Genomic DNA, 20,432 nt, shown 5'->3' on the forward strand with positions numbered 1-20,432 from the left:
CAAGCTCGCTCCCACAGGATTTGTGAACGACACAAAACCTGTGGGAGCGAGCCTGCTCGCGATGAACGCACTGAAGTCTTAGAGCCTCACACTCGCAAACGTCGACTCATTGCGCGCCTGGCTCAGCGCCGACAGCGGGCCGGACAGCGGCGACAGCACCAACGCCTGCGGCAGCGGCATCATCGCCACTTGTTGCGTGGTGTTGGAGCCGACGCGCTCGTCCCGTGGCGGAATGCCGAAGTATTCGCGGTAGCACTTGGAGAAATGCGGCGTGGAGACGAAGCCGCACACCGAGGCCACTTCGATGATCGACATCGGCGTCTGCTTGAGCAGTTGCCGCGCACGAATCAGTCGCAGCTTGAGGTAATAGCGCGACGGCGAGCAATGCAGGTATTTCTGGAACAGGCGCTCCAGCTGACGGCGGGACACAGCGACGTACACCGCCAACTCGTCCAGGTCGATCGGCTCCTCGAGATTGGCCTCCATCAGCGCGACGATTTCCTGCAACTTCGGCTGGTTGGTGCCAAGCATGTGCTTGAGCGGCACACGTTGGTGATCCTGCTCGTTGCGGATACGCTCGTAGACAAACATTTCCGAAATCGCCGCCGACAACTCGCGACCGTGATCACGGCTGATCAAGTGCAGCATCATGTCCAGCGGCGCGGTGCCGCCGGAGCTTGTGAAGCGGTTGCGGTCAAGCGTGAACAGGCGCGTGCTCATCGAAACCCGTGGGAAAGCTTCCTGCATCGCGGCCAGGCATTCCCAGTGCACGCTGCAATCGAAACCGTCCAGCAGGCCGGCGCACGCCAGGGCCCAACTGCCGGTGCAGACTGCGCCAAGACGACGGGATTGACGGGCCTGGCCTTGCAGCCATGAGACATGTTCGCGGGTTACGGTGCGCTGGATGCCGATGCCGCCGCACACGATGACGGTGTCCAGGGCCGGGGCTTTGTGCATGGAGGCGTCCGGGGTGATCTGCAAACCGTCACTGGCCCAGACCTGGCCGCCATCGACGGTCAGGGTGGTCCAGCGGTACAGCTCGCGCCCCGACAGCTGGTTGGCCATGCGTAGCGGTTCCACCGCGGACGCCAGGGAAATCAGCGTGAAATTGTCCAGCAGCAGAAAGCCGATGGATTGAGGCGCACGGTTCTGGGGTTGGGCCCCGGAGTTGGACGTCGTCATCGCGGTATCTCCTCACACAAAGCGGGTGATGGCCTCAGGCGGAGGCTCTTGTTATTGCCCTCATTCTCTTGCGTGAGAGGGGCTTTATCGGGACAGAGCAATTGCCATGCCTAAATTTGAATGCGCGTTCAATAACTCCTGAAAACGACATGCCGGCGTGTCTATATAAGGGCCCTGTCGAGGCCGGGTTCCAAGTGCCATCATGGGCTGCGGGCGAACGCCAGGGCGGGCTGTGAGCAGATCGGTAGCACTTGTGGTCACTGGGCCGCGCCGTTTGCGCGATGGTTGTCACCGCAAGCGCGGGGACGGACGGTAGGGCGGCGTACAAAGGCGTGACCGCCAAGTCACGCCTTATCTGTTTGCGACGCGCCAAAACGTGGCGTGTTTTTCCTGCGGTGTGCGTTTTACGAGCGATTTTTCAACACCCGTGGCGAGGGAGCCTGCTCCCTCGCCACGGGATTATCTTGCAGTGCTGAATCAGCATTCCACCGCGCTTACCGCCAGCCCGCCCCGTGAAGTCTCTTTATATTTGTCGTGCATGTCGGCGCCGGTATCGCGCATGGTGCGGATCACACGATCCAGGGAGATGAAATGCTGACCATCACCCCGAAGGGCCATCTGCGCGGCATTGATTGCTTTCACCGCGGCGATGGCGTTGCGCTCGATACACGGCACCTGGACCAGGCCGCCCACCGGATCGCAGGTCAGGCCGAGGTTGTGCTCCAGGCCGATTTCCGCCGCGTTGCACAGTTGCTCCGGCGTGGCTCCGAGGATTTCCGCCAGGCCTGCCGCCGCCATGGCGCAGGCCGAGCCGACTTCACCCTGGCAGCCGACTTCGGCGCCCGAGATCGAGGCGTTCTTCTTGCACAGGATGCCCACCGCCGCCGCGCCGAGGAAATAATCCACGACGTTGGCGTCAGTAACGGCCTCACTGAATTTCATGAAGTAATGCAGCACCGCCGGGATGATCCCCGCCGCGCCGTTGGTCGGCGCCGTGACCATGCGCCCGCCAGCGGCGTTTTCTTCGTTGACCGCCAGGGCGAACAGGTTGACCCACTCCATGGCGCTCAGGGTCGAGCCGATCACGTTCGGTTTGTTCAATTCTTGCAGGCTGCGGTACAACTTGGCCGCGCGCCGACGGACATTCAAGCCACCGGGCAGAATGCCTTCGTGCTTGAGGCCCTGCTCGACGCAGTCCTGCATCGCTCGCCAGAGCCTCATCAGGCCGCTGCGAATCTCTTCTTCCGAACGCCAGACCTTCTCGTTGGCCATCATCAGCTCAGCCACTCGCAGGTTATGCGTGCGACACAGCCCGAGCAGTTCCTCGGCGCTGGAAAAGTCGTAAGGCAACTCGGTGGTGTCCAGGTCCATCACGCCGCTGGACGCCTGGGCCTGGTCGACCACAAAGCCGCCACCGACCGAATAATAGGTGTCGCGGTGCAGTTCGCCGTTTTCACCCTCCGCCACCAGCGTCATCGCGTTGGGGTGGAACGGCAGGTTTTCGTCGAGCAGGCGCATATCGCGGGACCAGACGAAAGGCACCGGCAGGCGGCCATCGAGCAGCAGGGTCTGGGTCTCGCGCAGCAGCTCGATGCGCGTACCGATTTGCGACGGATCGATCGAGTCGGGCCATTCGCCCATCAAGCCCATGATCGTGGCGGTATCGCTGCTGTGACCGATGCCGGTGGCCGACAGCGAACCAAACAATTGCACCTCGACCCGCCGCACGTCATTTAAAAGCGACTTGGCCCGCAACGCTTCGACAAACAGCGCCGCTGCGCGCATGGGCCCCACGGTGTGGGAACTGGACGGGCCGATACCAATCTTGAACAGGTCGAACACGCTGATGGCCATTGCCTTGACTCTCCAGAACGGACACATCCGGGCGCGGGAGCGTCCGGTGGCGCAGCTGCTACGCTCAACGCCGGGATGGCCGCATCATCCGGCTTTTGAATGGGCTTTCGACGTCTGACACCGACGCAATCATGCCCACCAACGCCGCGTCTTTGTCGCCCAGGTTTTACGACGTTTTTTACGTATCAGAAGCCAGCCGAGGGCCGAAAAAATCTGTAAACGACGTCACCAACACTGGATGCGACCCTCCCTGTACTGGATACGACGCGCCCTGTAGGCGTCGGATTTGCACTGGTACATGATCGGTTACGGCTCGTTTGCAAGGCCGCGTGCCACGAAGAGTGCCCACGCGCCGCCAACCGCAACTTAAAAAAAGCAAAAAAGCGCGGTTGTCCCGACCGGACACTGCCGATAAAACACCAGGAGTCCACCCATGAAAGGTTCCACGCCGTTGTTGTTGGCCGCCATGCTGAGTCTTCCGATGCTGGCCAACGCTGCAGAACCCGCCCAATGCAGTACCGTCAACTTCTCCGATGTCGGCTGGACGGACATCACCGTGACCACCGCCACCACCAGCGTCGTGCTCGACGCCCTCGGCTACAAGACCAAGACCACGATGATCTCCGTGCCGGTGACCTACAAGTCCCTGGCCGATGGTAAGAACATGGACGTGTTCCTCGGCAACTGGATGCCGACCATGGAAAACGACATCAAGGCCTATCGTGAAGCGGGCACCGTGGAAACCGTGCGCGCCAACCTGGAAAACGCCAAGTACACCCTGGCGGTCCCCGAAGAGCTGTACAACAAAGGCCTCAAGGATTTTGCCGACATCGCCAAGTTCAAGAAGGAACTGGACGGCAAGATCTACGGCATCGAACCGGGCAACGACGGCAACCGCTTGATCCAGAGCATGATCGACAAGAACGCCTTCGGCCTCAAGGACGCCGGCTTCAAGGTCGTCGAGTCAAGCGAAGCCGGCATGCTTTCCCAGGTCGATCGGGCCCAGCGTCGCAGCACCGCCGTGGTGTTCCTGGGCTGGGAACCGCATCCGATGAACACCCGCTTCAAGATGAAATACCTCACCGGTGGCGATGAATACTTCGGCCCGAACTTCGGCCAGGCGACCATCTACACCAACACCCGCAAGGGCTATGCCCAGGAATGCAGCAACGTTGGCCAGTTGCTGAAAAACCTGGTCTTTACCCTGGACATGGAAAGCACGCTGATGGGCAACGTGCTGGACGACAAGATGAAGCCTGAAGCCGCCGCCAAGGCCTGGTTGAAGAAAAACCCACAAGTACTCGATACCTGGCTCGCCGGCGTCACCACCGTTGACGGTAAACCTGGCCTGGAGGCCGTGAAAGCCAAGCTCGCGCAGTAAAAAGCTTATGCCGGGCGAGTTCGCTCGCCCGGGCTGTTTATTCCTTGCATGCGGACGTTCACTACCATGCTTATTGATCAGAAAATACCCTTGGGCCAGTACATCGCGGGCTTTGTCGAATGGTTGACGCAAAACGGCGCCGACACCTTCGATGCAATCGCAATGTTTCTGGAAACGATGATTCACGGCGTGACATTTGCGCTGACCTGGTTCAATCCCCTGGTGCTTATCGGCCTCATCGCGCTACTGGCGCACTTCATCCAGCGCAAATGGGGCCTGACCGTTTTCGTTATCGCGTCCTTCTTGTTGATCCTCAACCTGGGTTACTGGCAAGAGACCATGGAAACCCTCGCCCAGGTGCTGTTCGCGACCCTGGTCTGCGTGCTTATCGGTGTGCCGCTGGGCATTGTTGCCGCGCACAAGCCGATGTTCTACACCATGATGCGTCCGGTGCTCGATCTGATGCAGACCGTACCGACCTTCGTCTACCTCATTCCTACCCTGACCCTGTTCGGTCTGGGTGTGGTCCCGGGCCTGATCTCCACGGTGGTATTCGCGATCGCCGCGCCCATCCGCCTGACCTACCTGGGCATCCGCGACGTTCCGGACGAACTGATGGACGCCGGTAAAGCCTTCGGCTGCTCCCGGCGCCAGCTCCTGTCGCGCATCGAACTGCCTCACGCCATGCCGAGCATCGCCGCCGGAATCACCCAATGCATCATGTTGTCGCTGTCGATGGTGGTCATCGCGGCACTGGTCGGTGCCGACGGCCTGGGCAAACCCGTGGTCAACGCATTGAACACCGCTGATATCGCCCTGGGCTTCGAAGCCGGCCTGGCGATCGTATTGCTGGCGATCATGCTCGACCGAATCTGCAAACAACCCGACGCCAAAGTAGGGGGTGACGCATGAGCATAATCCGCTTCGAAGAGGTCGACGTGATCTTCTCCAAAGATCCACGCGAAGCCCTCAAATTGCTCGACAAGGGCATGACGCGCAACGAAATCCTGAAGAAGACCGGGCAGATCGTCGGCGTGGAAAAAGCCAGCCTCGACATCGAAAAAGGCGAGATCTGCGTGCTGATGGGCCTTTCCGGCTCCGGCAAATCCAGCTTGCTGCGTTGCATCAACGGTTTGAACACCGTGAGTCGCGGCAAATTGTTCGTCGAGCACGAAGGCCGGCAGATCGATATCGCCTCCTGCACTCCCGCCGAACTGAAGATGATGCGCACCAAGCGCATCGCCATGGTGTTCCAGAAGTTCGCCCTGATGCCTTGGCTGACGGTGCGCGAAAACATCAGCTTCGGCCTGGAAATGCAGGGCCGGCCGGAGAAGGAACGCAAGAAGCTGGTGGATGAAAAACTCGAGCTGGTGGGCCTGACGCAGTGGCGCAACAAGAAGCCCGACGAGCTGTCTGGCGGCATGCAGCAACGGGTCGGCCTGGCCCGCGCCCTGGCGATGGACGCCGACATCCTCTTGATGGACGAACCGTTCTCGGCCCTCGACCCGCTGATCCGCCAAGGCCTGCAGGACGAACTGCTGGAACTGCAACGCAAGCTGAGCAAGACCATCGTGTTCGTCAGCCACGACCTGGACGAAGCCCTGAAGCTGGGCAGCCGTATCGCGATCATGAAAGACGGCCGCATCATCCAGTACAGCAAGCCGGAACAGATCGTGTTGAACCCGGCGGACGACTATGTGCGCACGTTCGTCGCCCATACCAATCCGCTCAATGTGCTCTGCGGCCGCAGCCTGATGCGCACCCTGGACAACTGCAAGCGCATCAACGGCTCGGTGTGCCTGGATCCGGGCGGCGACTCCTGGCTTGACCTGGCCGAAGGCAACACCATCAAGGGCGCCCGGCAGAACGGCGCCGCCCTGGACCTGCAGAACTGGGCGCCAGGGCAGTCCGTCGAAGGCTTGGGGCGTTTCCCGACCTTGGTCGACTCCAGCATCGGCATGCGCGACGCGTTGCAGATCCGCTACCAGACCGGCAACAAACTGGTGCTTCACGATAATCAGCAAGTCGTCGGCATCCTCGGCGACAGCGAGCTGTATCACGCCCTGCTCGGCAAGAACCTGGGCTAAAGCCAATGCACACAAAAACGCCGCGAGATGATCGCGGCGTTTTTGTTTGTGTGTGTGTGTGCAGGAACCAGAATTGGAATACTTTTGTGGCGAGGGGATTTATCCCCGCTGGAGTGCGCAGCACTCCCGAAACCAGACGACTCGTGTCTTCAGGTAAATTGAGTCGCATCTATTGGGGGCCGCTTCGCAGCCCAGCGGGGATAAATCCCCTCGCCACAACAGTGTTCTCAACCCTCGAACGGGTCAGCTATAGACCCGGCCCAACTCCACCAATTTCTGCTGCTCCGCCTGCACATCCTCGCGCATGGCCTTGTGCAGCCCGAACATGAAGCACACCAGCACCACCGAGAACGGCAGGCCAGCCAACACCACCATGGTTTGCATCGCCTCGAAGTTGCCCGCGAACAACAGGCCGATGGTCACCAGCGTGATCACCACCGACCAGAAGATCCGCAGCCAATGCGGCGCGTCTTCGTCAACGTTGCCGTCCTGGCACGAAAGGTTCGCCATCATCACCGCGCCGGAGTCAGCCGGGGTCAGGAACAGGACGAAACCGACGAAGATCGACACGCCGATCACGACCTTCGACGCCGGATAGTATTCGAGCAGCTGATAGATCGACATCGACGGCTGCGTCAACGCCGTCTTGCCCAGCTCGACCGCGCCGTGGTTCATCACCAGGTCCAGGGCCGAGTTACCGAAGATCGACAACCAGGCCAGGGTGAAGCCCAGGGGAATCAGCAACACGCCCGCCACCAACTCACGCACGGTGCGGCCACGGGAAATGCGCGCGATGAACATGCCGACAAAAGGCGCCCAGGAGATCCACCAGGCCCAGTAGAACAGGGTCCACAAGCCCATCCAACGGCCCGATTTCGCGGTGTCGTCGGCATAGACGTACAGGTCGAATGTCTTGAGCACCACGCCGTTGAGGTAGTCGCCGATGTTCTGCACGAAACCGTTGAGCAGGTGCAGGGTCGGACCGAACAGCAGCACGAAAATCAGCAAGCCGCTGAACAATACGATGTTCAGGTTGGACAACCGGCGGATGCCGTTTTCCACGCCGGACACGGCGGCGATGGTCGCCACGGTGCTCATCACGATGATCACGATCAGCAAATTGGTGTTGCTGTGCTCGATGCCAAACAGGTTTTCCAAACCGGACGCGACTTGCAGCGAACCGATCCCCAGGTTGGTCACCAGCCCCAGCAGCGTCACGAACATGCCGAAACCGTCCACCGCATGGCCGGCCGCGCCCTTGACCCAGCGCTCGCCCACCAATGGATACAGGGCCGAGCGCAGCGCCAGCGGCTGGTTGTGCCGATAGGCGAAATACGCCACGGCCAAGCCCACCAGGGCATAGATCGCCCAACCATGCAGGCCCCAGTGCAAGAACGTCAATTGCACGGCCTGGCGCGCGGCCATCTGGCTGCCGGCCACGCCTTCAGGGGGGTTGAAGAAATGGTCCAGCGGCTCGGATGCGCCGAAGTACAGCAATGAAATGCCGATGCCCGACGAAAACAGCATCCCGGCCCAGGCGCCGTAGCTGAAGTCCGGCGTATCGTCCTTGCTGCCCAGCTTGAGCTTGCCATAGGAGGAAAATGCCAGGCCGACCACAAACACCAGATAGGCAGCGATGACCACCATGTAGTACCAGCCGAAGCTGCGGGACAACCACGCCTGGGCAATGCCGAGCAGACGGCCGGCCTCCTGCGGGGCGATGATCAGAATGGCGGTCAGCAACAGAATCAGCGCGGTGGAGGTGTAGAACACCCAACCGTTGACCGTCACCTTCTGCGGCGGGGTCTTTATTAGCAAGGCAGAACTCATTGCACGGATGCTCCAGGCAGTGCGAGAGAAGGACAAGGCAACGCGATACCCGGCCAATCGGTGGGTTGGCAGCCGACCGGCGGGTGTTATAAAGACACCCGGAAAGCCCTTGCCCCGCGATTGCGCGGGTCTCTGGGCTCTTGATGTCTCGTTTCTGCGCCATTTACCCCGTAGGAAAACCGGTAAATCGCGACGAATTGTCGCAGAGCTTATTCTTTGTTGATTGAACGTTCAATCAAAACAAAATAGACTGGCCCTCATGACGGCGGACCTTACTCGTCCGCCCGATGGCCTAAGGAGATTTGCAGATGCCCAAGGTCGGTATGCAACCCATCCGCCGCCAGCAATTGATCGAAGCCACTTTGCAGGCTGTCGATCAGGTCGGGATGGGGGACGCCAGCATTGCGCTGATCGCCCGTTTGGCCGGTGTTTCGAACGGCATCATCAGTCACTACTTTCAGGACAAGAATGGCCTGATCGCGGCTACGGCCCAGTACCTGATGACTGTCCTGAGCGAGAACGTCACCGCGCGTCGTCAAGCGCTGACGGACCCGAGCCCGCGAGCTCACCTGAAGGTGATCATCGAGGGCAACTTCGACGCCAGCCAGGTCAACGGCCCGGCAATGAAAACCTGGCTGGCCTTCTGGGCCACCAGCATGCATCACCCGTCATTGCACAGGTTGCAGCGGATCAACGATCACCGTCTGTATTCCAACCTGTGTTGCCAGTTCCGCCGCGTGTTGCCTGTCGACCAGGCACGCAGCGCGGCCCGGGGCCTGGCCGCTCTGATTGACGGTTTGTGGCTGCGCGGAGCGCTGTCGGGAGAGGCGTTCGACACCGCCCAGGCACATCGGATCGCGTACGAATACATGGATTTCCAACTGGCCAAGGCAGGAGCGCCAGAGCACACAGAACCGCTCGACTCCTGAACCCCCACCGCAGCGCGTAGTCAGCTGTAAACGACACGCTCGGTGGTCAGCCAACCACTTATGCACTTGCGAGGACTTTATGGCCCGTTTCGAACTGCAAAAACTCTACATCGATGGCGCGTACAGCGATGCCAGCGGCGACGCCACTTTCGAAGCCATCAACCCGGCGAACGGTGAAGTACTCGCCCTGGTGCAGCGCGCAACGAAAGAAGACGTCGAGCGTGCCGTGGTCAGCGCCGAAAAAGGCCAGAAAGTCTGGGCGGCGATGACCGCCATGCAGCGCTCGCGCATCCTGCGTCGCGCCGTGGACATCCTGCGCGAACGCAACGATGAGCTCGCGGCCCTGGAAACCCTGGACACCGGCAAGGCCTATTCCGAAACCCGCTACGTCGACATCGTCACCGGCGCCGACGTGCTGGAATATTACGCAGGCCTGGTGCCCGCTATCGAAGGCGAACAGGTTCCGCTGCGCACCACGTCGTTCGTCTACACCCGCCGCGAGCCCCTGGGCGTCGTCGCCGGTATCGGCGCATGGAACTATCCGATCCAGATCGCCCTGTGGAAATCCGCCCCGGCCCTGGCCGCTGGCAACGCGATGATCTTCAAGCCCAGCGAAGTCACCTCGCTGACCACCCTGAAACTGGCCGAGATCTACACCGAAGCCGGCGTTCCAGCGGGCGTATTCAACGTGCTGACCGGCAGCGGCCGTGAAGTCGGCACCTGGCTGACCGAGCACCCGCGCATCGAGAAAATCTCCTTCACCGGCGGCACCGACACCGGCAAGAAGGTCATGGCCAGTGCCTCGAGCTCTTCGCTCAAGGACGTGACCATGGAGCTGGGCGGCAAGTCGCCGCTGATCATCTTCGACGACGCCGACCTGGACCGCGCCGCCGACACCGCGATGATGGCCAACTTCTACAGCTCCGGCCAAGTCTGCACCAACGGCACCCGGGTGTTCGTGCCGAGCCACCTGAAGGCTGCCTTCGAAGCCAAGATCGCCGAGCGCGTGGCGCGCATCCGCATCGGCAACCCGGAAGACGAGAACACCAACTTCGGCCCGCTGGTGAGCTTCGCCCACATGGAAAACGTGCTGGGCTACATCGATAAAGGCAAGGCCGAAGGCGCGCGCCTGCTGTGCGGCGGCGGTCGCCTGACGGAAGGCGAACTGGCCAAGGGCGCGTTCGTGGCCCCGACCGTGTTCACCGATTGCACCGATGACATGACCATCGTGCGTGAAGAAATCTTCGGCCCGGTGATGAGCATCCTCACCTACGAAACCGAAGAAGAAGTGATCCGCCGCGCCAACGACACCGACTTCGGCCTGGCCGCCGGTGTCGTGACCCGCGACCTGAACCGCGCGCACCGCGTGATCCACCAGCTCGAAGCGGGCATCTGCTGGATCAACGCCTGGGGCGAATCGGCGGCGGAAATGCCGGTCGGTGGCTACAAGCAATCGGGCGTGGGCCGGGAGAATGGGATCAGCTCGCTGACCAACTACACGCGCATCAAGTCGGTGCAGGTCGAAATGGGCGATTACACGTCGGTGTTCTGATCTGAGACCGAGCCTGAGACCGGGGGCCCTTGTGGCGAGGGAGCTTGCTCCCGCTGGGCCGCGAAGCGGCCCCGACCCAGCTCCCAAGTTCATCCAGACAGAACACGGTCGCCCTGTTTGCGACTGCTGCGCAGCCGAGCGGGAGCAAGCTCCCTCGCCACAGAGAATGTGGCACTCGATGACCGCGACCTGAACCCAACTCCAAAATAGGGTGCATTTCATGTCCCAAGAATTCGATTACATCATCATCGGTGCCGGCTCGGCCGGTAACACCCTGGCTACCCGCCTGACCGAAGACGAAGGCGTTACCGTCTTGCTGCTCGAAGCCGGCGGCCCGGACTATCGCCTCGACTTCCGTACCCAGATGCCCGCCGCCCTGGCATTTCCTCTCCAGGGTCGCCGCTACAACTGGGCCTACGAGACCGATCCGGAGCCGCACATGAACGGCCGTCGCATGGAATGCGGTCGCGGCAAGGGCCTGGGTGGTTCTTCGCTGATCAACGGCATGTGCTACATCCGCGGTAATGCGCTGGACTACGACAACTGGGCCAAGCTGCCCGGCCTGGAAGACTGGACCTATCTCGATTGCCTACCGTATTTCCGTAAAGCCGAAACCCGAGACATCGGCCCGAACGATTACCATGGCGGCGACGGCCCGGTCAGTGTGACCACGCCCAAGCCTGGCAACAATCCGCTGTTCCACGCCATGGTCGAAGCCGGCGTTCAGGCCGGTTACCCGCGTACCGAGGACCTCAACGGCTTCCAGCAGGAAGGTTTCGGCCCGATGGACCGTACCGTCACGCCCAATGGCCGTCGCGCCAGTACCGCGCGCGGTTACCTGGACGTCGCCAAGAAGCGCTCGACGCTGACCATCGTCACCCACGCCCTGACCGACAAGATCCTCTTCGAAGGCAAACGCGCGGTCGGCGTGCGTTACCTGGTGGGCGCCGCCGAAGAACGCGTCGAGGCCCGGGCGCGCAAGGAAGTGCTGCTGTGCTCCGGCGCCATCGCCTCGCCGCAGATCCTGCAACGCTCCGGCGTCGGCCCTGCCAAGCTGCTGGAAAACCTCGACATCCCGGTGGTCCACGACCTGCCGGGCGTCGGTGAAAACCTGCAGGACCACCTTGAGCTGTACCTGCAATACGCCTGCACTCAACCGGTCTCGCTGTACCCGTCGCTGCTCTGGTACAACCAGCCGGCGATCGGTGCCGAGTGGCTGTTCAACGGCACCGGTATCGGCGCCAGCAACCAGTTCGAGGCCGGCGGCTTCATTCGTACGCGCCCCGAGTTCGATTGGCCGAACATCCAGTACCACTTCCTGCCGGTGGCGATTAACTACAACGGCAGCAACGGCGTGAAAGAGCACGGTTTCCAGGCGCACATGGGCTCCATGCGTTCGCCAAGCCGTGGCCGGATCCAGGCCAAGTCCAAGGACCCGCGCCAGCACCCGAGCATCCTGTTCAACTACATGGCCACCGAGCAGGACTGGCAGGAATTTCGCGACGGCATCCGCCTGACCCGCGAGATCATGCAGCAGCCGGCGCTCGATCCGTTCCGTGGTCGCGAAATCAGCCCGGGCATCGAGGTGCAGACGGACGAGCAATTGGACCAGTTCATCCGTGAGCACGCCGAAACCGCGTTCCACCCATCCTGCTCGTGCAAGATGGGCACCGATGATATGGCCGTGGTGGATGGCGAAGGCCGCGTGCACGGCATGGAAGGGTTGCGCGTGGTCGACGCCTCGATCATGCCGATCATCACCACCGGCAACCTGAACGCGCCGACGATCATGATCGCCGAGAAAATCGCCGACAAGATCCGTGGCCGTAAGCCTTTGCCGCGCAGCACCGCACCTTACTACGTCGCCGGCGACGCGCCGGTGCGCGGCAAGCCGTTGCGTGAAGTGGCGACGGCCGCGCAGTAAGACTCCAGACCGCGGCGCGGCCTTCGTCGGATCGCCGCCCGGAGCAAGCTCGCTCCCACAGGGGATTGGCGGTGAACACAGATTTTGTGACTACCAAAGATCCACTGTGGGAGCGAGCTTGCTCGCGATGACGTCCGACCTGACACCGCAAATCCCCATCTGCCTTGATCCCTCCCCCGCCCCAGGCCTACTCTAGAGCCGCCCGCGCCAATGCGCCGCACCTCGCAGCACCGCCACTCCAGACAAGGAGGTTCCATGTTCGACTTCCAACCCCAGCTCAAGCAGCGTTTCGCTACCTTGCGCACGGGCGCTGAGTTCTTTTCCCTGCGTTACGTACGCGAGTCCGGCCAACACTTGTCGGTGCGCAAGAACGTCGCCGAACCTCCGAGCCTGAGCCACGACGAAGGGGCGATGCTCACCGTGCGGGTCAACGGTGTCGAGGCGTATGCCGCCACCAATGATTTGTCCCAGACCGGCCTGCAAGCGGCGCTGGAGCGGGCCGAGCAATACGCTCGCCAGCTCAAGCCCCACGCCCTGTTGGACCTGCGCGACCAACCGGTGTCCAGCGACCGCGCCGACTACTTCTCGCCGCATTTCGACCAGGCCTTCCCGCCCCTGAGCGATTGCTACCAATTGCTCGGCGACGAATCGGCCGCGGTGCCCGCCGACGAACGCCTGGTGAACTGGCAGGCCAGCATCGGCCTGACCCAGGTCGAGCAGATCTACCTCAACAGCGCCGGCGCTGAACTGCGCCAGGCCCAACGCTTCATCTACCCGGCCCTGGACGTCACCGCCTTCGACGGCAACGACAGCCAGACCCGCACCCTGGGCCGGGAAAATTTCGGCCAGCAAGGCGGTTTCGATGTGATCAGCCGTTGCGGCCTGATCGGCGCGGGTCCAAGGATCGCCGACCAAGCCCTGCAATTGCTCATGGCGCCCAACACCCCCCAAGGTCCCCGCGACCTGCTGCTGATGCCCGACCAGATGATGTTGCAGATCCACGAGTCCATCGGCCATCCGCTGGAACTGGACCGCATCCTCGGCGACGAGCGCAATTACGCCGGCACCAGCTTCGTCAAGACCAGTGATTTCGGCCACCTGCAATACGGCTCCAGCCTGTTGAACGTGACCTTCGATCCGGACATTCCCGAGGAGTTGGCCAGTTACAGCCATGACGACGACGGCACCGCCGCCAGCAAGCAGTTCCTGATTCGCGAAGGCCTGTTGCTGCGCCCATTGGGCGGCGCGCTGTCGCAGTTCCGCGCCGGCCTCGACGGTGTTGCCAACAGCCGCGCCTGCGGTTGGAATCGTCCGCCCATCGACCGCATGGCAAACCTGAACATCGAGCCCGGCGACCAATCCCTGGAGCAGTTGATCCAAGGCATCGAGCATGGCGTGCTGATGCGCACCAACCGCTCCTGGTCCATTGACGACGCCCGCAACAAATTCCAGTTCGGCTGCGAATGGGGCCAGTTGATCGAGAACGGTGAGCTCAAGGGCGTGGTGAAGAACCCCAACTACCGGGGCATCTCCGCACAGTTCTGGAAGAGCCTGCGGGCCGTGGGCGACGCCAGCACTTCCCAAGTGCTTGGCACACCGAATTGCGGCAAGGGCGAACCGAACCAGGTCATCCGCGTTGGCCATGCGTCGCCGGCCTGTGTGTTCAGCAACGTGGACGTGTTTGGGGGGGATGCCTGATGAGCACCGTCGATAATCAAGCTGGGGCGTTCAAAACACTGGTCGATTGGTTGCGCGACGCGTTGCGCGAACCTGAGCAATTCACCCTCGGCTACGCCGCCGAGTCGTCGGCCTTCGTGCGCTTCAACCACGGCAAGGTCCGTCAGGCCGGCCAGGTGCAACAGGCCAACGTCAGTTTCAAGTTGATCAAGGACGGCCGTCATGCCGATCTGCAGATCACCTTGTCCGGCGACACCGCGACCGACCTGCAACGCTTGGCCGACGGGTTGCAACAGTTGCGCGAGACGTTGCCGCTGCTGCCAGCCGATCCCTACCTGCTGCTCAACCACAACCATTGGCAGACCAACAACGTGCAGGACCATCCCCTGCCGGACACCGAGCAAGCCGTCGCTGAAATCAGCCGTGCCGCCGAGGGCCTGGACTTGGTCGGCTTTTACGCCGCAGGCCCCATCAGCCGTGGCTTCGCCAGTTCCTCGGGAGCGTTCGGCTGGCATCAGGCCAACAGTTTCAACTTCGACTTCAGCTTGTTCCATGAAAACGGCCAGGCCGTGAAGGCCAGCTACGCGGGACACGCCTGGAGCAGCGAAGGATTCGCCCAACGTTTCGAGCAGGCACGCCAGCAGCTGCAATTCCTCGGCCTGCCCCTACGTACGCTGCCGCCGGGCGAATACCGCGCCTACCTGGCGCCGGCCGCGCTGGAAGAAATCATGGGCATGCTCAGTTGGGGCGGATTCTCGGCCCGGGCGATCGCCAGCAAGCAAAGCCCGTTGCAGAAATTCTACGCCGGCGAAGCCCACTTCAGTCCCAACGTGTGGTTGACGGAGCAGGTCAGCGGCTCATTGAGCCCGGCATTTTCCGACGAAGGTTATCCCCGCGATGACCTGGGGCTGATCGCCAAGGGCATGGCCAACGCGCAACTGGTCAACTCCCGCAGCGCCGCCGAATACGGCCTCGCCGCCAACGGCGCCAGCAGCTATGAATACCCCACGGCGCTGGACATGCAGGGCGGGCAATTGGAACAGAAGTACATCCTCGAGCAGCTCGGCACCGGGCTGTACATCAGCAATCTCTGGTACCTGAACTACTCCGACCAACCGGCGGCGCGTCTGACCGGCATGACCCGCTTCGCCACGTTCTGGGTCGAGAACGGTCAGATCCAGGCGCCGGTGAGCACCATGCGCTTCGACGACAGCGTCTACAGTTTGCTCGGCTCGCAACTCGAAGCGCTGACCCGGGAGCGGGAACTTCTGCTTTCGGCCAGCACCTACAGCCAGCGGGCCACGGCCTCGATGTTGCTGCCGGGGGCGTTGGTCAAGCGGTTGACCTTGACCCTGTAGTTAGCAAGCACAGAACTTGTGGCGAGGGGATTTATCCCCGCTGGGTTGCGAAGCGACCCTAAGAAGCTTGAATAGGCTCCGCCTGTTTCATTGGGCTGGTAGATCGGGGCTGCTTCGCAGCCCAGCGGGGATAAATCCCCTCGCCACAAAGCGCTTTCGCTGCAGGCCGTTGTTCACTTTTCACACGAGAGGTCCCATGCCCAACCGCGCTCCCCTCGACGCCGTCACCGCCCGCTGGCTTCCGTGGGTGGTGGCGATTGCCTTCTTCATGCAGTCCCTGGATGGCACCATCCTCAACACCGCCCTGCCCGCCATGGCCAGCGACCTGGCGGAAAACCCGCTGCGCATGCAAGGCGTGATCATTGCCTACATGCTCACCGTGGCCTTGCTGATCCCGGCCTCGGGCTGGATCGCCGACCGCTTCGGCACCAAGAAGATTTTCTTCGGCGCGATCCTGCTGTTCAGCTTCGGCTCGCTGCTGTGCGCCTTGTCTAACTCGTTGAGCATGTTGATCGGCGCACGGGTCGTCCAAGGCTTGGGCGGTGCGCTGATGTTACCGGTGGGCCGGCTGGTGGTACTGCGGGCTTACCCGCGCTCGGAGCTGGTGCGAATCATGGGCTTCATCACCATCCCCGGGCTGCTCGGCCCGCTGATCGGCCCGACCATGGGCGGCTGGATGGTGGAGTACATGACCTGGCATTGGATTTTCCTCATCAATCTGCCGGTGGGCGTGGTCGGTTGTTACGCGGTATGGAAATTCATCCCGGACCTGCGCGGCACTGAGCGCACGCGCTTCGATGGCGTGGGCTTTCTGTTGTTCGGCGCGGCGATGGTGCTGATCACCGTCGCCATGGAGGGCCTGGGGGAACTGCACCTGCCGCACCTGCGGGTGATGCTGCTGCTGTTTGGCGGAATGGCTTGCCTGGCGGCTTACTGGGTGCGCGCCGGGCACGTCGAGAACGCGCTGTTTCCACCGTCGCTGTTCAAGACCCGGACCTTCGCGGTGGGCATCCTCGGCAACCTGTTCGCGCGCCTGGGCAGCGGTGCCCTGCCGTTCCTGGTGCCGTTGCTGTTGCAAGTCGCCCTGGGTTATTCACCGTCCCAGGCGGGGATGAGCATGCTGCCCCTGGCGGCCGCCGCGATGGTCGCCAAGTCTGTGGCCCGCCCGCTGATCGAACGCTTCGGCTATCGCATCGTCCTGACCGGCAATACCCTTGCCCTCGGCGTGATGCTGGCGAGCATGGGCTTGGTCAGCGAGCAAACACCGTACTGGCTGTTGCTGGCGCACCTGGCAGTGCTGGGAGCGATCAACTCGCTGCAATTCACCGCGATGAACACCGTGACCCTGATCGACCTGGACGACGCTAGCGCCAGCAGTGGCAACAGCCTGCTGTCGGTGGTGGCGCAACTGTCCCTGAGCCTGGGCGTGGCTTGTGCAGGTGCCCTGCTGGGAGGCTTTACCGCCCAGGTCGGCAACGACGGAGTGGACACGGTGCTGGGCGCCTTTCAATTGACTTTTGTGACGGTGGGGATCATGGCGATGCTGGCGGCGACGATCTTTTCCCAGCTGTCGAAGCAGGATGGGCGACGGGTCAAGCGTCCGGATGAGCATATCGAGCACTAGATAGGACTCGAACGGTTTTAAGGCTTCAGGGCTTTTGTGGCGAGGGAGCTTGCTCCCGCTCGGCTGCGCAGCAGTCGCAATCCAGGCGATGCGAACTATCAGGTGCACCGTGTTGGCCGGTTTGGGGCCGCTTCGCGCCCCAGCGCGAGCAAGCTCCCTCGCCACGGGGAATTCGCCCACTTCAGAACTGCGCCACAGCTCGTCCAGATCTTTCGATGAAAGTGGCACGAGGCTGCTACACTGCGCGACATTTTGTTTTGCAGGCCCGTCCCGTGACCACCATCGCCACCGCTTTTAATACTTTGCCGTTGTCCGCCGCCATGCTGGCTAACCTCGAATCACTCGGTTATGCCCAGATGACGCCGATCCAGGCGCAAAGCTTGCCGGTGATCCTCAAGGGCATGGACCTGATCGCCCAGGCCAAGACCGGCAGCGGCAAGACCGCGGCCTTCGGCATCGGCCTGCTGAACCCGATCAACCCACGCTATTTCGGCTGCCAGGCCCTGGTGATGTGCCCGACCCGCGAGCTGGCCGACCAGGTCGCCAAGGAAATCCGCCGCCTGGCCCGCGCCGAAGATAACATCAAGGTCCTGACTCTGTGCGGCGGCGTGTCCTTCGGCCCGCAGATCGCCTCCCTCGAACACGGCGCCCACATCATCGTCGGCACGCCAGGGCGTATCCAACAGCACCTGCGCAAGGGTTCGCTGGTGCTCGATGGCCTCAACACACTGATTCTCGACGAAGCCGACCGCATGCTCGACATGGGCTTCTACGACGCCATCGAAGACATCATCCAGCAGACCCCGGAACGCCGCCAGACGCTGTTGTTCTCCGCGACCTACCCGGTGGGCATCAAGCAACTTGCTTCCAAATTCATGCGCGACCCGCAGCAGGTGAAGGCCGAAGCGCTGCACTCCGACGCGCAGATCGAACAGCGGTTCTACGAGATTTCTCCCGAGGAGCGCATGGACGCGGTGGTCAAGGTCCTGGCGCATTTCCGTCCGGCGTCTTGCGTGGCGTTCTGCTTCACCAAGCAGCAGGTCCAGGAAACCGTCGACCATCTGACGGCCAAGGGCATCTCCGCCGTCGGCCTGCACGGCGACCTGGAACAGCGCGACCGCGACCAGGTGCTGGCAATGTTCGCCAACCGCAGCACCTCGGTGCTGGTGGCCACCGACGTCGCGGCCCGCGGCCTGGACATCGATGCCCTGGACATGGTGATCAACGTCGAACTGGCAAGGGATTCGGAAATCCACATCCACCGCGTCGGCCGCACCGGTCGCGCCGGTGAGAAAGGCATCGCCATCAGCCTCGTGGCGCCCTCCGAAGCCCATCGCGCCCAGGCCATCGAGCAACTGCAGAAATCGCCGTTGAACTGGGACCAACTGGACAACCTCAAGCCTCAGGGAGGCGGCCCGTTGCTGCCGGCCATGAGCACCCTGTGCATCGGCGCCGGGCGCAAGGACAAAGTCCGCCCCGGTGACATCCTAGGCGCCCTGACCGGCGAGGCCGGCATCCCCGGGGCCCAGGTCGGCAAGATCGCAATCTTCGATTTCCAGGCCTATGTGGCCGTGGAACGCGGGATCGCCAAACAGGCGCTGCAACGCCTGAACGATGGCAAGATCAAGGGTCGGTCGTTGCGGGTGCGGATCCTCTGACCGATAGACAGAGATCAAACTGTGGGAGCGAGCTTGCTCGCGATGAGGCCGGTACATTCAACAGTGATGTTGTCTGACAGTCCGCCATCGCGAGCAAGCTCGCTCCCACACTGGGTTTTGTGGCGACACATTTAGAGGACACCGTTTTGCGCTCTACCGAAGTCGTGATCATTGGCGCTGGCGCCGCGGGGTTGATGTGTGCGCTCACCGCTGCCGCGCGCGGGCGCCAGGTGATGTTGCTGGACCACGCCAACAAGGCTGGCAAGAAAATCCTCATGTCGGGCGGTGGACGCTGCAATTTCACCAACATGTATACCGAGCCGGGCAATTTCCTTTCCCAGAACCCGCACTTCTGCAAGTCGGCCCTGGCCCGCTACACCCAGTGGGATTTCATCGCCCTGGTGGCCAAGCACGGCGTGCCCTATCACGAAAAAAAACTCGGTCAGTTGTTCTGCGACAACAAGTCCAGCGACATCCTTGGCCTGCTGCTGGATGAATGCGACCAGGCGGGCGTCAATCTGCACCTGGACACTTCCATCGAGCAGATCGAAAAGACCGACGGCGGCTACCAGTTGCAGACCACCCTCGGACCGATCGCCTGCCAGTCCCTGGTGATCGCCACCGGCGGGCTATCGATCCCGACCCTGGGCGCGACCGGTTTCGGTTATCAAGTCGCGAAGCAGTTCGGCCATCAACTGCTGCCGACCCGCGCCGGGTTGGTGCCGTTCACCATTACCGATCAGCTCAAGGCGCTGTGCACCGAACTGTCAGGCACCTCGGTGGATTGCCTGGTGAGCTGCAACGACCAGAGTTTTCGCGAAAACATCCTGTTCACCCACCGCGGCCTGAGCGGTCCGGCGATCCTGCAGATTTCATCATTCTGGGAGCCAGGGGACACGGTGCAGATCAACTTGCTGCCCGACCATGACGTGCCGCAATGGCTGCAACAGCAACAAGCCGAACGCCCCAACAGCGAGCTGAAGACCTTGCTGGGCGAGCTGTTCACCAAGAAAATGGCCAACCTGTTGGCGGACACCTGGTTCGTCTCCAAACCCATGAAGCAATACACCCACGCGGAGCTCGCCGACATCGCCGAAAAACTGGCGAGCTGGAACGTGGTGCCCGCCGGCACCGAAGGCTACCGCACCGCCGAAGTCACCCTGGGTGGCGTCGATACGCGGGAAGTCTCGTCCAAGACCATGGAATCGTTGAAAAGCCCTGGCCTGTATTTCATTGGCGAAGTGCTGGACGTCACCGGGCACCTGGGCGGGTTCAACTTCCAGTGGGCATGGGCGTCAGGGTATGCGGCGGCGCAGTACGTCTGATTCTCACCGAGGTGGAGCCTGCTTTTGTGGCGAGGGAGCAAGCTCCCTCGC

Annotated in this window: 14 protein-coding genes; 11 read left to right on the forward strand and 3 right to left on the reverse strand. The window is 62.1% G+C overall.

Annotation, left to right across the window (positions count from 1 at the left end):
* Positions 1–78: 78 nt before the first annotated feature.
* Positions 79–1,182, reverse strand: a complete 1,104-nt coding sequence (gbdR, locus tag ACLK1G_RS08060; protein WP_013694424.1) for a choline metabolism transcriptional regulator GbdR — start codon at positions 1,180–1,182, stop codon at positions 79–81.
* Positions 1,183–1,659: 477 nt separating this feature from the next.
* Complete coding sequence (locus ACLK1G_RS08065) at positions 1,660–3,036, reverse strand: L-serine ammonia-lyase (RefSeq protein WP_420764958.1); 1,377 nt, start codon at positions 3,034–3,036, stop codon at positions 1,660–1,662.
* A gap of 433 nt (positions 3,037–3,469) precedes the next feature.
* Between ACLK1G_RS08065 and ACLK1G_RS08070 the strand changes: the two genes are divergently transcribed.
* The 3 genes from ACLK1G_RS08070 to choV all read left to right on the forward strand — a co-directional run bounded on the left by ACLK1G_RS08070 (position 3,470) and on the right by choV (position 6,504).
* A complete protein-coding gene (locus ACLK1G_RS08070; RefSeq protein WP_420764959.1) occupies positions 3,470–4,417 on the forward strand; it encodes a choline ABC transporter substrate-binding protein in 948 nt (315 codons plus the stop codon).
* Between the two features lie 66 nt (positions 4,418–4,483).
* Entirely contained in the window at positions 4,484–5,329 is an 846-nt protein-coding gene (choW, locus tag ACLK1G_RS08075) for a choline ABC transporter permease subunit (protein WP_420764960.1), read from the forward strand.
* On the forward strand, positions 5,326–6,504 hold the full coding sequence (choV, locus tag ACLK1G_RS08080) for a choline ABC transporter ATP-binding protein (protein WP_420764961.1): 1,179 nt from the start codon (positions 5,326–5,328) through the stop codon (positions 6,502–6,504). The genes choW and choV overlap by 4 nt, the downstream gene beginning before the upstream one ends.
* Positions 6,505–6,747: 243 nt before the next feature.
* Here choV and ACLK1G_RS08085 read toward each other — a convergent pair whose 3' ends face one another.
* Positions 6,748–8,277, reverse strand: coding sequence for a BCCT family transporter (locus tag ACLK1G_RS08085; RefSeq protein WP_420765168.1), 1,530 nt, complete (start codon positions 8,275–8,277; stop codon positions 6,748–6,750).
* 365 nt (positions 8,278–8,642) lie between these two features.
* On the opposite strand from ACLK1G_RS08085, the gene betI reads away from it, so the two are divergent.
* The 8 genes from betI (at position 8,643) to ACLK1G_RS08125 (ending at position 20,381) form a co-directional block, all read left to right on the forward strand.
* Positions 8,643–9,263, forward strand: a complete 621-nt coding sequence (betI, locus tag ACLK1G_RS08090; RefSeq protein ID WP_420764962.1) for a transcriptional regulator BetI — start codon at positions 8,643–8,645, stop codon at positions 9,261–9,263.
* A 79-nt stretch (positions 9,264–9,342) separates the two neighbouring features.
* Positions 9,343–10,815, forward strand: a complete 1,473-nt coding sequence (gene betB, locus ACLK1G_RS08095; RefSeq protein WP_420764963.1) for a betaine-aldehyde dehydrogenase — start codon at positions 9,343–9,345, stop codon at positions 10,813–10,815.
* A gap of 220 nt (positions 10,816–11,035) precedes the next feature.
* Positions 11,036–12,739, forward strand: a complete 1,704-nt coding sequence (gene betA, locus ACLK1G_RS08100) for a choline dehydrogenase (RefSeq protein WP_420764964.1) — start codon at positions 11,036–11,038, stop codon at positions 12,737–12,739.
* 255 nt (positions 12,740–12,994) lie between these two features.
* Complete coding sequence (locus ACLK1G_RS08105; protein ID WP_420764965.1) at positions 12,995–14,437, forward strand: TldD/PmbA family protein; 1,443 nt, start codon at positions 12,995–12,997, stop codon at positions 14,435–14,437.
* Positions 14,437–15,774, forward strand: a complete 1,338-nt coding sequence (locus ACLK1G_RS08110; protein WP_420764966.1) for a TldD/PmbA family protein — start codon at positions 14,437–14,439, stop codon at positions 15,772–15,774. Before ACLK1G_RS08105 ends, ACLK1G_RS08110 begins: the two co-directional genes overlap by 1 nt.
* A gap of 196 nt (positions 15,775–15,970) precedes the next feature.
* Positions 15,971–17,398 carry a multidrug transporter subunit MdtD gene (gene mdtD / locus ACLK1G_RS08115; RefSeq protein WP_420764967.1) on the forward strand — a complete coding sequence of 476 codons (1,428 nt, stop codon included), beginning with the start codon at positions 15,971–15,973 and terminating at the stop codon, positions 17,396–17,398.
* A gap of 320 nt (positions 17,399–17,718) precedes the next feature.
* Positions 17,719–19,056 (forward strand): ATP-dependent RNA helicase DbpA, encoded by a 1,338-nt coding sequence (gene dbpA / locus ACLK1G_RS08120; protein WP_420765169.1) that lies wholly within the window; start codon positions 17,719–17,721, stop codon positions 19,054–19,056.
* A gap of 146 nt (positions 19,057–19,202) precedes the next feature.
* Complete coding sequence (locus tag ACLK1G_RS08125; protein ID WP_420764968.1) at positions 19,203–20,381, forward strand: BaiN/RdsA family NAD(P)/FAD-dependent oxidoreductase; 1,179 nt, start codon at positions 19,203–19,205, stop codon at positions 20,379–20,381.
* Positions 20,382–20,432 lie beyond the last annotated feature (51 nt).

Source organism: Pseudomonas algeriensis, assembly GCF_048847255.1.
In the GTDB taxonomy this organism is placed as follows: domain Bacteria; phylum Pseudomonadota; class Gammaproteobacteria; order Pseudomonadales; family Pseudomonadaceae; genus Aquipseudomonas.

Bases quoted from the DNA above. Each gene is read 5' to 3' on its own strand.
- gbdR (WP_013694424.1), bottom strand. From the start codon at position 1,182: ATGACGACGTCCAACTCCGGGGCCCAACCCCAGAACCGTGCGCCTCAA.
- ACLK1G_RS08065 (WP_420764958.1), bottom strand. From the start codon at position 3,036: ATGGCCATCAGCGTGTTCGACCTGTTCAAGATTGGTATCGGCCCGTCC.
- ACLK1G_RS08070 (WP_420764959.1), top strand. From the start codon at position 3,470: ATGAAAGGTTCCACGCCGTTGTTGTTGGCCGCCATGCTGAGTCTTCCG.
- choW (WP_420764960.1), top strand. From the start codon at position 4,484: ATGCTTATTGATCAGAAAATACCCTTGGGCCAGTACATCGCGGGCTTT.
- choV (WP_420764961.1), top strand. From the start codon at position 5,326: ATGAGCATAATCCGCTTCGAAGAGGTCGACGTGATCTTCTCCAAAGAT.
- betI (WP_420764962.1), top strand. From the start codon at position 8,643: ATGCCCAAGGTCGGTATGCAACCCATCCGCCGCCAGCAATTGATCGAA.
- betB (WP_420764963.1), top strand. From the start codon at position 9,343: ATGGCCCGTTTCGAACTGCAAAAACTCTACATCGATGGCGCGTACAGC.
- betA (WP_420764964.1), top strand. From the start codon at position 11,036: ATGTCCCAAGAATTCGATTACATCATCATCGGTGCCGGCTCGGCCGGT.
- ACLK1G_RS08105 (WP_420764965.1), top strand. From the start codon at position 12,995: ATGTTCGACTTCCAACCCCAGCTCAAGCAGCGTTTCGCTACCTTGCGC.
- ACLK1G_RS08110 (WP_420764966.1), top strand. From the start codon at position 14,437: ATGAGCACCGTCGATAATCAAGCTGGGGCGTTCAAAACACTGGTCGAT.
- mdtD (WP_420764967.1), top strand. From the start codon at position 15,971: ATGCCCAACCGCGCTCCCCTCGACGCCGTCACCGCCCGCTGGCTTCCG.
- dbpA (WP_420765169.1), top strand. From the start codon at position 17,719: ATGCTGGCTAACCTCGAATCACTCGGTTATGCCCAGATGACGCCGATC.